The sequence below is a fragment of the Planctomicrobium limosum genome (assembly GCF_051465645.1).
Taxonomy (GTDB): domain Bacteria; phylum Planctomycetota; class Planctomycetia; order Planctomycetales; family Planctomycetaceae; genus Planctomicrobium.
Map to the genome: position 1 here is coordinate 2,572,520 of NZ_CP195790.1, position 13,080 is coordinate 2,585,599.

Annotated in this window: 16 protein-coding genes and 1 tRNA gene; 11 read left to right on the forward strand and 6 right to left on the reverse strand. The window is 57.1% G+C overall.

The genetic code is table 11. The annotated features are described in order from the left end of the window. Window positions 1–101 precede the first annotated feature (101 nt). A complete protein-coding gene (thiS, locus tag SH527x_RS09590; protein ID WP_437194441.1) occupies window positions 102–302 on the forward strand; it encodes a sulfur carrier protein ThiS in 201 nt (66 codons plus the stop codon). Window positions 303–369: 67 nt separating this feature from the next. Continuing rightward, complete coding sequence (locus tag SH527x_RS09595) at window positions 370–1,629, forward strand: lactonase family protein (RefSeq protein WP_437194442.1); 1,260 nt, start codon at window positions 370–372, stop codon at window positions 1,627–1,629. A 203-nt stretch (window positions 1,630–1,832) separates the two neighbouring features. Here the strand turns inward: SH527x_RS09595 and SH527x_RS09600 are convergent, their stop codons facing one another. Beyond that, a complete protein-coding gene (locus SH527x_RS09600; protein WP_437194443.1) occupies window positions 1,833–1,994 on the reverse strand; it encodes a hypothetical protein in 162 nt (53 codons plus the stop codon). Window positions 1,995–2,035: 41 nt separating this feature from the next. Then, window positions 2,036–2,440: a hypothetical protein gene (locus SH527x_RS09605; protein WP_437194444.1), complete on the reverse strand. Its 405-nt coding sequence runs from the start codon at window positions 2,438–2,440 to the stop codon at window positions 2,036–2,038. Between the two features lie 777 nt (window positions 2,441–3,217). Here SH527x_RS09605 and SH527x_RS09610 point away from each other — a divergent pair. The 3 genes from SH527x_RS09610 to SH527x_RS09620 all read left to right on the forward strand — a co-directional run bounded on the left by SH527x_RS09610 (window position 3,218) and on the right by SH527x_RS09620 (window position 6,663). After that, a tRNA-Ser gene (locus tag SH527x_RS09610) sits at window positions 3,218–3,304 on the forward strand. 120 nt (window positions 3,305–3,424) lie between these two features. Then, window positions 3,425–4,768 carry a tyrosine-type recombinase/integrase gene (locus SH527x_RS09615; RefSeq protein WP_437194445.1) on the forward strand — a complete coding sequence of 448 codons (1,344 nt, stop codon included), beginning with the start codon at window positions 3,425–3,427 and terminating at the stop codon, window positions 4,766–4,768. Next, window positions 4,765–6,663: a recombinase family protein gene (locus SH527x_RS09620; RefSeq protein WP_437194446.1), complete on the forward strand. Its 1,899-nt coding sequence runs from the start codon at window positions 4,765–4,767 to the stop codon at window positions 6,661–6,663. The genes SH527x_RS09615 and SH527x_RS09620 overlap by 4 nt, the downstream gene beginning before the upstream one ends. Window positions 6,664–6,721: 58 nt before the next feature. Here SH527x_RS09620 and SH527x_RS09625 read toward each other — a convergent pair whose 3' ends face one another. The 4 genes from SH527x_RS09625 to SH527x_RS09640 all read right to left on the reverse strand — a co-directional run bounded on the left by SH527x_RS09625 (window position 6,722) and on the right by SH527x_RS09640 (window position 9,760). Next, on the reverse strand, window positions 6,722–7,510 hold the full coding sequence (locus SH527x_RS09625) for a hypothetical protein (RefSeq protein WP_437194447.1): 789 nt from the start codon (window positions 7,508–7,510) through the stop codon (window positions 6,722–6,724). 388 nt (window positions 7,511–7,898) lie between these two features. After that, window positions 7,899–8,822, reverse strand: coding sequence for a DUF2167 domain-containing protein (locus SH527x_RS09630; RefSeq protein WP_437194448.1), 924 nt, complete (start codon window positions 8,820–8,822; stop codon window positions 7,899–7,901). Window positions 8,823–8,861: 39 nt separating this feature from the next. After that, window positions 8,862–9,332 (reverse strand): J domain-containing protein, encoded by a 471-nt coding sequence (locus SH527x_RS09635; protein WP_437194449.1) that lies wholly within the window; start codon window positions 9,330–9,332, stop codon window positions 8,862–8,864. A gap of 59 nt (window positions 9,333–9,391) precedes the next feature. After that, entirely contained in the window at window positions 9,392–9,760 is a 369-nt protein-coding gene (locus SH527x_RS09640) for a hypothetical protein (protein ID WP_437194450.1), read from the reverse strand. 237 nt (window positions 9,761–9,997) lie between these two features. On the opposite strand from SH527x_RS09640, the gene SH527x_RS09645 reads away from it, so the two are divergent. The 6 genes from SH527x_RS09645 (at window position 9,998) to SH527x_RS09670 (ending at window position 13,024) form a co-directional block, all read left to right on the forward strand. Beyond that, window positions 9,998–10,219 carry a helix-turn-helix domain-containing protein gene (locus SH527x_RS09645; RefSeq protein ID WP_437194451.1) on the forward strand — a complete coding sequence of 74 codons (222 nt, stop codon included), beginning with the start codon at window positions 9,998–10,000 and terminating at the stop codon, window positions 10,217–10,219. A 355-nt stretch (window positions 10,220–10,574) separates the two neighbouring features. After that, a complete protein-coding gene (locus SH527x_RS09650; RefSeq protein WP_437194452.1) occupies window positions 10,575–11,018 on the forward strand; it encodes a hypothetical protein in 444 nt (147 codons plus the stop codon). Between the two features lie 89 nt (window positions 11,019–11,107). Next, on the forward strand, window positions 11,108–11,305 hold the full coding sequence (locus SH527x_RS09655) for a hypothetical protein (RefSeq protein ID WP_437194453.1): 198 nt from the start codon (window positions 11,108–11,110) through the stop codon (window positions 11,303–11,305). Window positions 11,306–11,318: 13 nt separating this feature from the next. Continuing rightward, window positions 11,319–11,483, forward strand: coding sequence for a hypothetical protein (locus SH527x_RS09660; RefSeq protein ID WP_437194454.1), 165 nt, complete (start codon window positions 11,319–11,321; stop codon window positions 11,481–11,483). 102 nt (window positions 11,484–11,585) lie between these two features. Next, the gene (locus SH527x_RS09665) at window positions 11,586–11,831 is read left to right on the forward strand and encodes a MoaD/ThiS family protein (RefSeq protein ID WP_437194455.1); all 246 of its coding nucleotides are present in this window, start codon (window positions 11,586–11,588) and stop codon (window positions 11,829–11,831) included. A gap of 116 nt (window positions 11,832–11,947) precedes the next feature. Beyond that, the gene (locus tag SH527x_RS09670) at window positions 11,948–13,024 is read left to right on the forward strand and encodes a hypothetical protein (RefSeq protein WP_437194456.1); all 1,077 of its coding nucleotides are present in this window, start codon (window positions 11,948–11,950) and stop codon (window positions 13,022–13,024) included. Window positions 13,025–13,080: the final 56 nt, after the last annotated feature.

Genomic DNA, 13,080 nt, shown 5'->3' on the forward strand with positions numbered 1-13,080 from the left:
CACCTGTTAAGCTCGCATCGGCACAAGAAGCCAAACCTGACAACTGGGCCTGCGTTTCATCTAAAGCGTTTTTGCACTGAGAGAAATTTGGAGTTGAAGAGATGAAAATTCAGGTGAATGGAGAAACCCGCGAAATTGCAAACACAGCAACAGTTGCCGACTTGCTGGCGGAATTGAAACTGGACCCTCGTTTTCTTGCAGTCGAACGAAATAAACAACTCGTCCCCCGAGCTCAACACGCACAATGCAAGCTTGAAGAAGGCGACGAGTTGGAAGTTGTCACACTGGTTGGCGGAGGTTGATCCGCCCACGTTCAAGTCATCTCTGTTACGTAATTCACGTCCCACCGACCATTGAAGCTGGTTCCCAATGACGCAAGCAAAACAGACCCGCCGCCTTTTTCTCATGACATCCGCCACTCTGCTGGGGACGTCCCTCCTGACAGGTTCACTGCAAGCACAATCCAACACAAGTGCCCCTTTGATGGCCTATGTCGGAACATTCAGCTCGCCTTTGAAAGATGTTCTGCCAACGCAGGTCGACCTTCCACCGGGAAACGGCGTCGGAATTCACTACTTCCAAGTCGATCGATCAACAGGAGCGTTGACTCCAGCAGGTGTTTTTGAGTTAGGGACAAGCCCAAGCTGTCTGGCAGTGAACGCAGCGGGAACGCGTCTTTATTCAGCGAACGAAACCGACCGTGTTGGCGAGAAGAAGGAGGGCTCTGTCAGCTCCTTCGCCATCAACAAAACTGATGGCTCACTGAAACTGTTGAACACCGTTTCCTCAGGGGGAGCAGGTCCAACTTACGTCAGTATTCATCCGTCAGGCAAGTTTGTCCTGATCGCCAACTACTTTGGTGGATCAGTTTCCGTGCTCCCAATTCTGGAAGATGGATCACTAGGGAACGTAACAGATGTGAAAGAAGATTCCGGAACAATCGGTCCGACGCGTGCAACGAACGCTCCCCCTGGTAGCTTCGCATTCAGTGGACACGATCGAACACACGCTCACCAGATTCAGGCAGATCCGTCAGGACGTTTCGTCCTCCATGTCGACTTGGGTCTCGACAAGATCTTCGTCTGGAAGTTCGATGCAAAGAACGGCAAGCTGACTCCTGCAGTCCAACATTCCGTTTCACTGCCACCAGGCGATGGACCACGCCACTTCCACTTCCACCCGAACGGAAAATGGTTCTACTCCATTCAGGAAGAAGGATCGACCGTTGTCATGTTCGACTATGATCCTGAAACCGGTCGGCTGTCACCACGACAAACTCTCTCAACACTTCCGCCGGGATTCGCTGGCAGCAACTTCTGTTCAGAGATCCTTGTTTCAGAGAACGGAAAATTTGTTTACACCGGCAATCGACTCTACGACAGCATCGGCATCTTTTCAGTCGGTGCAAATGGCGAACTGAAGTACGTGGGCGAAGAATGGACCCGAGGAAACTATCCTCGCAGCTTCAACTTTGATCCAAGCCAGAATTTCCTGTTCTGCTGCAACCAACGTGCAGACAACGTCACGACATTTAAAGTCAATCATGAGACTGGCGAGCTGAAATTTACCGGCCAGTACACCCCAGTCGGTAACCCATCCATGATCCTGTTCCTCGATCTGGCAAAGTAACACCTCACAAAAACTTCAATCCCCTGTGCAATTAATTGCACAGGGGATTTTTCATTTTGCAGACGGCTCGTGACTCGAGGTCTGACACATGCACTAACAGACGCGATAATACTCCTCTGCGATTGTCCCAGATCATCTGAAGTAACGTGTACTGCTCAATTGCGAGGCGCCATGAGCCACACGGCATCCGAAGAAGTCTCGGACTAAGATGACGAGATCTTCGATTCCGTTCCAGACGCACATGGAATTGTGCGGGAGCAGAGCCCCGCAAGGATCAATACTACAACCGAGTTGACCGCGACTCCAGATGCGATGCCCATCGCAACAATAAACAGCGCAATCCAAGGGCCGCTACACAGCGACATCCTGTACCATTCAGGAAAGGGCCGAAGTTTTTTAGAGGACACTAGCAATCCTCCACTCTGTCCTGAAGAAACGGCAGCGAGTCCAATGCATTCAGTCCAGCATTGATTTGTTCCAGGCGCTCTTCGGACTTCTGAGATAAAGTTGCCAGCAGTTCCGGCACAAGAATGGCGGCCGCAGCTTTGATACTAACTGAACTCGACGTGACTCGGTACGAGTCTTGATACGTGCTGTAAATCAGGTGCCAGTCATTAGAATGCCGCGCGAGACTCAATGAACCTGATGGGCCGTTGCTCTCGCCAACTTCAACCTCGAACTTTCCAGGAAGTTCTCTGAGTATGTTTTCCACCAGCTCTAGCTGATCAGAAAGCCGAGTTGCTTTCTCTGCAATTTCAGCAGCATTTTGAGTTAAGAGACGAAGTATCTTATCTGGCCTTTTCTGCCCCATAAACCTGTTCCTTTAGCCTCACGGCTCGCCACAACGGCGAATTCTTAGCTATGCGACCATACCGACCACTCGGATGGCTAAGCGTCTCACGACGCCGCACACTGGAGGACCTCAAAAACCTCTCACGAGGTAGTGGGCCGCAAACTTGAGTGTGAGCAGGTCCCAATTGGATGTCAAGGGCAATTTTCTACATGAGATCGATGGGGTTCGGTCCCACTTTGTCGGCAACGTCTATTTCCGAATTGCTCAGAATTTCGCAGATGAACTTTAAAGAGACACAGATCGGGTTTTGGGAGAGGATATGGAATGCTCTACGAACCGAAGTGCTTTACGAAGGAACTGCAAAAGCCTTCAAGGGGCCAGGCACATGGAGCCGCACCACGAGAGCACCATAATGCATGGTCTACGCGGCCTTCCCGATGGTAGTTCCCCGAGAATGCCCGCAGCAACAATTATTACCCGCCCCCGGTCGAGAGAGACCTCTACATCCAGTTGATCCTCTTTCCACATGTCCCCCTGACATAGGGAACGAGTGGGAAGGCCGGATAAAGCAAGGGTGGCCGCCTCTCCCCCCATAGTCGTTTTCCATTGAGTTTTGGACAGTGGGAGCTTTGCGGGAACGATCCGGTGTGGTAAACTCCCCGCCCACGCAGTATTTGGATTGCCTCCAAGGCTTGATCAAAAATTGCATCCTTCGTAACACATTCCCAGTGAATCGTTTACGAAGGAACATCACTCAAGAGAGAATGCGACTGCGTTTGATCCGAAGTGAACCCCGGAGAGGTGACAGAGCGGCTGATTGTGCCGGTCTCGAAAACCGGTGTGCCGGAAACGGTACCGGGGGTTCAAATCCCCCCCTCTCCGCTTTTACGTTCCGCGTAAAACTGCAAGTCGTGTTTAAGACATGACTTACAAAAATTGACAGCCTGAAAAATCGACCTCCTGGTGCACAATTGGTGCACAACCCGTGCACGGGAGGTTTGAATGACTTCACGGCGCAGCAGGCCCGTCCGGAAGCGAATTGGACGGGTCTCTTTCTATTTCCACCATGGCTCATGGTGGGTGTATTATCGGGATGGTTCACGTCCGGTTCGACGCAAGGTCGGTGAGTCACAGGCCGAGGCAGAGCAACTCGCCGCTCGGATCAACGCAGAACTGATCAGTTCCGTCCCGACAATTCTGTCGTTCCAGCCGATTTCGGTCCCGGAACTTCGGATGAAGTTTCTGACGCATCATGAGCAGGTTCTGAGATCGTCTGTCGGAACGGTGCGTCGTTATCGCTCGGCGACACAGCATCTCGCAGACTTTGCTGGAGAGATTCCTGCTCACACCATCTCTGCAGACCGGTTCGCGTTGCACCTTCGAGAGAAACAGGTCTCCCCCAACGGCCATCCTCATACCCCGAAACGGAGGTTGCGGGACAAGGGAGTTCAGAATCTCCTTGAGATCTGTCGTTCTCTGTATGCCTACGCAATCCGCATGCGACATCTGCCGCCGTATGCCGAGAATCCGTTCTCGCAACTTCGTCTGGATCGTATGCAGATCGAAGATGCGAAGCCGGTTTTCGTCTTGGATGCCGAGTCGGAACTGCGGTTCTTGGAGGCGGCCGATCTCTGGGCGTTTCCCATCCATTTTACCCTCGCCAAAACCGGCTTGCGGGTGGGGGAACTGGTGCACCTGTTGATTGAAGATCTCGATCTGGAGCAGGGCTGGCTGCAGGTACGCAACAAGTCGGACCTAGGCTGGAAGACGAAGACTCGCAATGAACGCGCTGTCCCGCTGGTTGCGGAGGTCGTTGATGTTCTGCGTTGCGTCACCAAAGATCGGGATCGAGGGCCGGTCTTTCTTCGGCATTCGTTTGTAAACGGACAGAGACGCCCGGCGCTGTGTGGTACTCGTGCAGAACTGGCGGCAGTCCTGCAATCACGAATTGGCGAAGCTTCGTCGGACCTACTCTCCCGCGAGGCTCAACTGCGAGTCGCGCGCACCGTCTGGCGGGATGCAGGTGCCGTGAAGGCTGATCGCATCCGCACGTCATTCATTCGAATTGCCGCCGGCTTGGGAATGTCTAACGCCACTTGCCCCAAGAGCTGGCGACATTCGTTCGCCACACTCCTGCAGGACGCAAATGTCGATCCGCTGATCCGCCAGATCACGCTCGGCCACAAGCCGACGGGGGCCGGGGGAGAACTGGGAATGACAGCGGTCTACACGCACACCCGCGCCGCGACTCAGCGGAAAGAGATCGACCGTGCGATCCGTCTCTGGCCAGAAAGTCTGGCGATATCACAGGTTTGGCAACAACAACAACAAGGAGGTCGCTCATGAATCTACAAGCTCCATTGATTCCCAAAGATCCCACCGGTCCTTTGCGGGTCATTCTGATCGGTCGGATTTCCACACCCCATCAGAGCCTTGAGAATATCGAGGCCTCCTATGCGGCCGATGAAAAGTTTCTCCGGCAATACTACGACGGCCATGTGCACATCAAGCATCTCGGCGAACGTGGAAGTGGTCTGCGAACCGACCGGCAGTCGATCATCGAAGCCGAGGAGGAGATCGAGAGTGGAACTTGGGATCTCGTCCTCATGGAGGATCTGTCCCGCGCCTATCGTAACCCACGACATCAGCATGCCTTTGTGCAGGATGCAGTGGATGCCGACACCCGCGTGATCTGTATTGGAGACAACCTTGACACAGCTGATCCGCAGTGGGAGCTCATGATGGGAGCGGCGACGCTACGGCACGGCATGCACATCCCTGACACCCGCCGTCGCGTCCGACGGACTGCGGACTATGCCTTTCAGCAGGGAGGCATGGTCCTCAAGGTCCGTTATGGATATCGCAAACTCAGCAAAGAGGAGGCAGCGTCCGGAGAGTTCGGTCCGGTCGGCCTCCGGATTGCCCGGATTCCGGAGGCGACGGCGGTGATTCAGGAGATGCGTCGCCGGGTTCTGCGGGGACAGGAGTATGGGGCGATCGCTGACTGGCTGAATGAACAGGGGATCCTCCCGGGACGGTATACCAAATCCCGGAAATGGGTGGGAAAGACCGTGGTCGACTTGCTGAAAGACCCTCTGCTGCAGGGACAGCGGCGCTTCCGTACTTTGATCTACCAGCCGATCTACCGGACTGGTAAGCATCGCCGGGAGAAGAATGCCACTCCGGAGTTCCGGCACTACCCGGAACTGGCGCACCTGACGGCCGCCGAGCAGGAGGAACTCTGGCAGGTGATGCGGGAGCGGAGCGCTCGCAACAAACAGAAGTCCGGGTCCCAGAATCCTCGGTATCGTATCCCCCGCAGTCGAGGGATCTGGCCTAGCAAGCATGTCTGCTGTGCCATCTGCGGTGGGGTGATGGAGCGAACGTTGAACGACCAGCTTAAGTGTAAGAATGCATTTGAGAAGGGGGATCAGCACTGCTGGAACCATGTGCAGGTCAAAGCGGAAGTCATCCGCCAGAAAGTTCTGCCTCCGCTGATCGAGCAGCTTGAGCAGGCTCCTGGTTTCCGTGAGATCCTGCTTGAGTCAGCGTGGAAGAGTTATTCCCAGAGGCTGCAGCGGAGCCAGCGAGTGCTTGCCGATCTCGGCGACCAGCTGAGGCAGTTCGAGAAGGAACGCGAAAATCTGGTCCGAGCGATCCGAGCCGGGGGTCCGATGGATTCGTTAGTGGCAGAGCTTCAGTCGATCGAGACCCGTATCGCGTCGGTGCAGTGCGAACTGAAGGCGGCAGAAGCACTGCGAGATGAGCAAGGAATTCCGACTCGAGAGGCGTTCGCCGAAAAACTCGTCGAAGGAATTCTGGCAACGGCGCGCGACAGCTACGACTTCACTGACCTCATGCGGGACTATGTGACGGAGTTCGTCATTCAGCCGATCCAGGCGCTGGATTCAACTCAGGTGTTTCCGAGGGCGAAGCTCACCCTGCGGATCCCCCCCGGCAAAGGAGAAGAGGCCATCGAAATCCGGATCGTGGCGGATTGCTTCACCCCTTCCGCACCAGTACAGATTCTCGATGAATGCCGAAAGGCAAAAGCCGACTACCCCGATTGGGGCTGCCGCCGATTGAGCCGTGTGATCCCCCACTCGTATATGGCGATCAAGCGAACCCTGCATTATCTGAAACTCATGCAACAGGAGGGACTGACGGATCCGTTCCGTGAGTTGCAGGAGCGACCGGCAAAAGCAGCCCGCTGGGTGAAACGGCCGAAGAACAAGTGTTAAAGCTCCCCGTCAAGTCATCGGTAAACAGAGTACGCTTACGGTTAGAACGGGCCTCTTTTTAACCGAAAGGTTGCAATGAAATGCCGGTGCACTGCGGACAAGTTCGCACGCCGCTGACGTACTGCCCTCGGCATCGGGGGCAGTACGACTCGGCATCCGGATCTCGCAATGGCGGTTCCAGGAGCTCGGACACCGAGATGCCGCGCTGGGTGATCAACTCCTGGACGACCGTGAGCATCCGTGCGCGGGAATCCAGAAAGACTTGAGAGGCCCTTGCGTTTTCCTCACCGGGGCGTTCCTCCGCAGTCGGGGATTGCAGGCTGAGTAGTCGTCGCTGCGCCAGCCGGAAGAACACATCGTCAGAGCAGAAATACGCTGCGATCACCAGCGGATCAAAATCCTGTAGCACGTGACGTGAGAACCAATTCGGGGAGCGCATGGCCGCCATAGGGACCAGGAGCAATCGACAGAGGGTGTGATTCCATTCGCGTCCCTGCAAGATTCGAAGCTGACGGTTCGCTCGAATCAGCGTCGCGGCTGTGAAGAACCAGAGAACGAGAAATCCTGAAATCCCTATCAGGAGCACATTTCCGGAATAACGTTGGGCTGGCCAGAAATTCAACAGCAGAATCGTCGTCAGCGTCCACATGGCCCAGAGGGAGCACGCCCACTGAAGTGGGAGCGTCCATTTGCGAAACCGCCGATACTCCTGGTCCAAAGCAGAGATGTCAAATGCCGCCCGCATCTGCTGTTCAATCAACTGCGCTCGGTCCTGGGGAATGGCGTCCAGAATTTGACGGAGGCGTTCGCAGAGCGCTTGAGCTGATTCCTCTGTGCCACAGTGCACGTGAATGTCCTCTCCACAGATCACGGCTGCCCCGCTACGGATGCATCCGGTGAGTTCTTCAATTCTGACGAAACGCAGGGTCCTGTTCGCGGAACCGCTGTCGGAATTCACCCCCGTCTCATCCGGAAACAAGATCCCCCTTTCGTCCAGCGTCCATTGGTGGTGTTGGCAGATGAAGGACTGCTGGTACGGCAGGCAGCCCTGAACGATCACTCCCCGGTCTCCGGAAGTGAACAGAGACGAAGGCTCTATTAGCTGGGATGCCCGCCACCCAGGAACAACGCAGCAAGCCGGTTTCCTGAGGAGACTGACACACTCCAGGGCATAGAACATCCCCATCATTACGAACAGGAGCTGTTCATCACTCATAGAAATTCCCGGCATCGAATCAGCGTTTTTTCGGAGGCTGGGAGGGAACTCCGGGTGGTGATTTTTGAGGATGGAGGGTGTTCCACACCCAGGCCCCCAACCCGCCCAGGGCGGCGATGGCCAGCAGGATCAGTTTACCGAATTTCTGAAACAGCCCCATTTTCAGTGCAGCGGTCGTTCCGGCGCCTGAAATCAACCCGATTAAGCCATAAGTGGCGACTTTGTCTCCGGGTCGAATTTCGGAATAGCGTTCCCCCGAGCGAAACTGAATCCCGGGAAGCAGCTGTCGCACGAGCGGCTCTACGACATCAAAACTGTTGGGATCGGTGATCGCCTTGATTTTCAGAACACCACGACGTCCGAGGATCCGGGTATCGAGGTTCACGAAAGGATTCCCGTCGCTGGAGATCCCGCGAATCGCCCAGACAAGATTCTGCGTCTCACGATCATAGTTTGGAGGGACGAGCCAGCCAGTCACCGTGAGTTCCGGGTACCGGTTCTGACGCCGCCAGACGTTACCGGCATTTGTCCCGTCCTGGAGCATCACAAGAATTTGGTCAGGATCCAGCTGATCACGTTCCTCATCGGGAACGTGTCCGATCGGATCGAATTCAAAACTCATTGCGAAGCGGCCTGCATCGTCTGCCAGGAGACCAATCAGGGTCGACGCAGGCTGATTCCCACTGACGGTCATCCAGCTCGCGGCTCCACTGGCTCCAGTAAACCGATAACCGGAGGGGACGCGAAGCTCGACGACATCCCCCATCAGGACGTTGGTCGGCCCCTCCTGCCAGGCAATGCCCCCCAAAATCCGCTCGATTTCCTCCAGATTCTCCTGTGCGTAACCCCGATTGGCCACAGGCAAGGCAACGGACAGGACCGACAGGACAGCGATCCGGATGAGACTTGTGTGCCAACGAGACAGTTGTTGTCGCGCGTCCATAAAGATTCCTCTCAGTGTCGAGTCGTGAGTATTGTTCAGTCAGTGTTCACGACAGTCTTTTGTTGCGGAGTTCAGGCCGGCATCTCTCGAAGCTCCGCCTGCGGTTCCTCCCGTGACCAGACCGATGGTCATTGCCACCAGCAGGTTGATCTCCAGCCACCAACCCAGTCCTGACGCAATCATTCCGCCACAGACTGCTCCCAGGATGACAGGCACGAGAGACTGATCACGTTCGTTCGACCGAGACCTCTCAGCCTGTCTCCCCCCTTGCTCAGAATTCCCCCACGTCTCGGACGCTGCCTCATCGGGAGTCTGCAAAACGCGGCGGAGACAATCGCGTGCCGCGTTCAGCTGTTTCAGTCGCTCCTGGGCGCGAGTGAATTGGGCACTCCCCGCCACAAAGCGGTCCGGGTGCCAGGCCAGGGCCTCTTCTTTGTAGCGTCGCTGCACCTCGGGCCAGGTGGCCCGTTCGGGTAACCCCAAGATCAGAAAGGCGTCCTTTGGTGACATCCCGCAATTCCTGTGAAAACTCCCCGATTCCGCCAGCCAGATCGCGGCAGCCCCAACTCTCAGGGAATGACAGAGATGACTGGCAGAACGTAATTGTCCGCATACACCTCGATGGTCTCCCCCGATCTGGGGATCCAGTTGGCGAATTCCAGCCATCCCACTTCCACAGTCCCCCCGGGCGGGAGGTGATCGGTGACCTTCACGGACGCAGATGCCACTTCGTTGAGGTTCCGTCCCACGACGCAAACATTGTAGAGATGATGAGAGGAGCCATTGAAAATCTGGACGACTTTGCCAGCCCCCCAGAGCGAGTCCCGGTAGGAAACGACCACCGGCGGCGGCAGCAACGCTGTGTGACACGCCGACAAAAACAGGATTCCCAGCAAAAACAAACGCTGGTGCACCAGATGCCACAAGATTCGCATCATGGTTCTCACTTCATTCCGACATCAAAGGGATGTGCGATACCGCTTCCCCTGCTGACGCCCAGCCCATCGAACGCCGCCTTCTTCGCCCGCAGCGGATTCCGTCATTGTAGACGATCGTCTGTCACACGATACTCTGTAGATCAATGGTGTGCAAGCGTGCAGGATGAGTGACTGTTGCTGGGGTGCCGAGCTGTCCCCGTCACCGGCAACGCTCCTTCAGATCGACCGCACAGACGCATGGAACCCATTGAGATTCGCTTTGGAAAAGCGATCCGCGCCGAACGAGAAAAGCAGGGAATCTCTCAGGAAGCCTTTGCTGTTCAGGCAGGGGTGCACCGCACCTATGTCAGCTCGATCGAACTGGGCAAGGTCCAGGTGAGCATTCGCGTGGCTCAGCAGCTGGCGGATGCCTTGGAGATCCCTCTCAGCAGACTCTGGAAGAAGATCGAAACCCGCTGAGCTTTCCGTTGAGAAATGCGGTTTGCGGGTGTTTCTTCACGTGTGGGGATGCGAACACGTCGAGTCTTCCCTGACAGTGAATTTTATTCCCGGGATTAATGTCTGCGTTCGGCAACCGGTCTGCGTTTCCTTCCGGTGCGGCTGTGATTGTCAGGTCATTTCCGTGGGGAGCGAGCGCTAAATATCGGGCTGATTGGTGTCATAATACATGATGTAGGAATGAGAAGAAAAAAGAGAAATAGGAATTGAAGTGCCGTTGGCTGGCATGTTGAGCGGCATCCGGGCGGCCTTCCGGTAGGCCTCCGCTGGTCCGTCTGCGTTGCGCTAAATCCAGGGCCTAAACGTGTCATAATACATGATGCGAATCGCATTGCATCGAGAGTGCCCCGGAGCATCCCGTTCCCCCCGGCAGAGAGGACCCACCCGCGTCCTGTTTGCCGGGGTCTTTTTATGGGATGCACCGGCTCGTCTGTTCCCTCTGCCTGCTGCTGCGAAAGGCCCTTCCATGCCCCCTGACTCCACTGCTGTCCGTGCTCCCCGATTCCCCTTAGGTCAGATCGTCGGCACTCCCGGTGTTCTGGACGTGCTCACCCCCGCCGAGGTCCAGCATGCCCTGGCCCGACATCAGTCTGGTGACTGGGGAGACTGCGACCCGGCTGATGCTGCCGCCAATGACCAGTCCCTCCTCGACGATGAGCGGCTGCTGTCGGTCTACCACTCCGCTGCCGGTGTCCGCTTCTGGATCATCACCGAAGCGGATCGCTCCGTCACCACCCTGCTCCTCCCCGAGGAGTACTGACGGTATTCGAAGTCCCTGCTGCATGTCACGACTCCCCGCTTGGGGAGTTTTTTGTTGCGCTCACCTCATTTTCACAAGGAACCTGTCTCATGCGTCAACGTGATCTCAACCGCTCCATCGCCCGTTCCACCGGAGAGAGCGTCACCACCATCTCCCGGATGGGCTTCGTCCCGCTGCTGCCGGAACCAATCCAGCGGGAACCCCGGTTCCTCGACTGGGATCAGCTGGAACTGCTCCGGAATGGAGGGGCTCTTGCTCATCTCCCGTTCCGGTACCGCCGCTCCTGACCAGAAAGGACCTATGTCCGCTCGACAGAAATTGAATGTCGCCACTGTGAACGGCTGCCTGCTGGTGGCCGGAACGGTGGCCTATCTCGCCCAGTCCTGGACGCTGTTCGCAGGCCTGCTGCTCCTCCTGCTGCTGAGTGCCATTGGCACCGGAGGCATCCGCTTCCGCCGCCGCTAAGAGCAGAGCAGTTTGCTCAGTCCGGTACCCGCGTCTCTCTTACTCGGGGATCAGGAACTGTCTCCTGATTCCCTTTTCTTCCTCCCTGACGAAAGACCGCTCATGAAGATCCTGTTTCTCAACAACGATGGCGGCGGTTTCGCCGACCACATCGACATTGCACCGCAGACCACGCTCGCCCAGTTGTTCTCCGATCGTCTCCCCCTTGCCTCTCCAGGCGATTACCTGATTCGTGTCAACCGCCAGCCGGCCCCGTCGGACTATGTCCTGCAGCCGGGCGACCGCGTCTCCCTCACTCCCACCCGCATCGAAGGAGCCCTGTCGGGCCTCGTTCAGGGTGCAGAATGACGTGGTCCGGGCCACCCTGACGGGAGGCCCTCCCAGTGTGATTCATTGACGAACCCTTTAAACGCGACAGCCGGTCGATGATCGGCTGTCTTTGCATTCCGAAAGATCACTGTGTCATGTCCCAAACCCACCGCACCCGTCTACGGGTGGCGTGTGCCTTGCACCAGCACTATGAATACAGTTCCCGCAAACCAACCGCTCCTGATCCTCCCACCGAGCACTGGCAGCGACTCGCGACGCTCTGGCGTCAGCTGCAGCTCTGTGAGCGGCGGTCCCTGCCGGCCACTCAGGAACGGCTTCAGGAACATTACCTGCAGACGCTCGAGATGCTCGGCTCCCGCTGTCGGGCGCTGGTCGCTCTCAGTCAGACTTCACGCCGCTCCCCACCTCCCCCACTGCGGTCCCTGTACGAAGAACTGCTGGCCCTGGAGCAGGAGTTCCCCGAGGTTCGCTATGACCTCGCGGAGAAGACGGTGAGCGTCATCACCGAACCGGTGATCCTGGAAAGGATCGAACTGGGCCCCTTCGAGATCCGGCTCGACTGGACCCAGCTGTCGTTCACTCACCCCTACGAAGTCCTGGCTCTGGAGCCGCACCCTGCCGGAGACTCCCCCGGAACCACCCACCCGCATGTCCATGACCGCATCCTCTGTGAAGGGGAGGCCCGCGAAGCGATCCGACTCGCGCTCGATCAGGGACGACTGGGGGATGTTGCTCTCCAGATCAATCAGGTGCTCCACACCTACAACCCTGGCAGTGCCTACACCAAGCTCGCTGACTGGGAAGGTCTCCCCTGCGCCGACTGCGGCGGTCCCTGTCCGGCCGAAGACCTCACGCCCTGCGTGGGGTGTGAGCAGCGCTCCTGTCAGGACTGCCTCACCTCCTGTCGGGAGTGTGGTGACTCCCTCTGCTCTGCCTGCGAACAACGCTGCACCGACTGTCAGGAACCGCACTGTGCGGGGTGCCTGGAATCGTGTGCTGACTGTGGCCAGGAGATCTGTCCCTCCTGTCGGACGGACGCTCTCTGCGGCCCTTGCCATGACCTGCAACAGGATCCTGAAGATGACGAAACAGACCTTCCGTACCAAACGCCTGCTCCGCCGCCACCTCCGTCGGCCCCGGGGGAGACGGTCCCCGCGACCGACCCTGACCTTTACCCCCACCGCCTGGGCCAAGCTCCACTGCCTGCGTGATCTCGGACCGACCGAAGTCGGAGGCTTCGGGATCACGGACCCTGACCAGAGTCTCT

Coding starts and splice junctions, on each gene's coding strand:
- SH527x_RS09650 (WP_437194452.1), top strand. CDS start 10,575: ATGATGCGAATCGCATTGCATCGAGAGTGCCCCGGAGCATCCCGTTCC.
- SH527x_RS09645 (WP_437194451.1), top strand. CDS start 9,998: ATGGAACCCATTGAGATTCGCTTTGGAAAAGCGATCCGCGCCGAACGA.
- thiS (WP_437194441.1), top strand. CDS start 102: ATGAAAATTCAGGTGAATGGAGAAACCCGCGAAATTGCAAACACAGCA.
- SH527x_RS09640 (WP_437194450.1), bottom strand. CDS start 9,760: ATGATGCGAATCTTGTGGCATCTGGTGCACCAGCGTTTGTTTTTGCTG.
- SH527x_RS09595 (WP_437194442.1), top strand. CDS start 370: ATGACGCAAGCAAAACAGACCCGCCGCCTTTTTCTCATGACATCCGCC.
- SH527x_RS09605 (WP_437194444.1), bottom strand. CDS start 2,440: ATGGGGCAGAAAAGGCCAGATAAGATACTTCGTCTCTTAACTCAAAAT.
- SH527x_RS09630 (WP_437194448.1), bottom strand. CDS start 8,822: ATGGACGCGCGACAACAACTGTCTCGTTGGCACACAAGTCTCATCCGG.
- SH527x_RS09600 (WP_437194443.1), bottom strand. CDS start 1,994: ATGTCGCTGTGTAGCGGCCCTTGGATTGCGCTGTTTATTGTTGCGATG.
- SH527x_RS09615 (WP_437194445.1), top strand. CDS start 3,425: ATGACTTCACGGCGCAGCAGGCCCGTCCGGAAGCGAATTGGACGGGTC.
- SH527x_RS09655 (WP_437194453.1), top strand. CDS start 11,108: ATGCGTCAACGTGATCTCAACCGCTCCATCGCCCGTTCCACCGGAGAG.
- SH527x_RS09665 (WP_437194455.1), top strand. CDS start 11,586: ATGAAGATCCTGTTTCTCAACAACGATGGCGGCGGTTTCGCCGACCAC.
- SH527x_RS09660 (WP_437194454.1), top strand. CDS start 11,319: ATGTCCGCTCGACAGAAATTGAATGTCGCCACTGTGAACGGCTGCCTG.
- SH527x_RS09620 (WP_437194446.1), top strand. CDS start 4,765: ATGAATCTACAAGCTCCATTGATTCCCAAAGATCCCACCGGTCCTTTG.
- SH527x_RS09670 (WP_437194456.1), top strand. CDS start 11,948: ATGTCCCAAACCCACCGCACCCGTCTACGGGTGGCGTGTGCCTTGCAC.
- SH527x_RS09635 (WP_437194449.1), bottom strand. CDS start 9,332: ATGTCACCAAAGGACGCCTTTCTGATCTTGGGGTTACCCGAACGGGCC.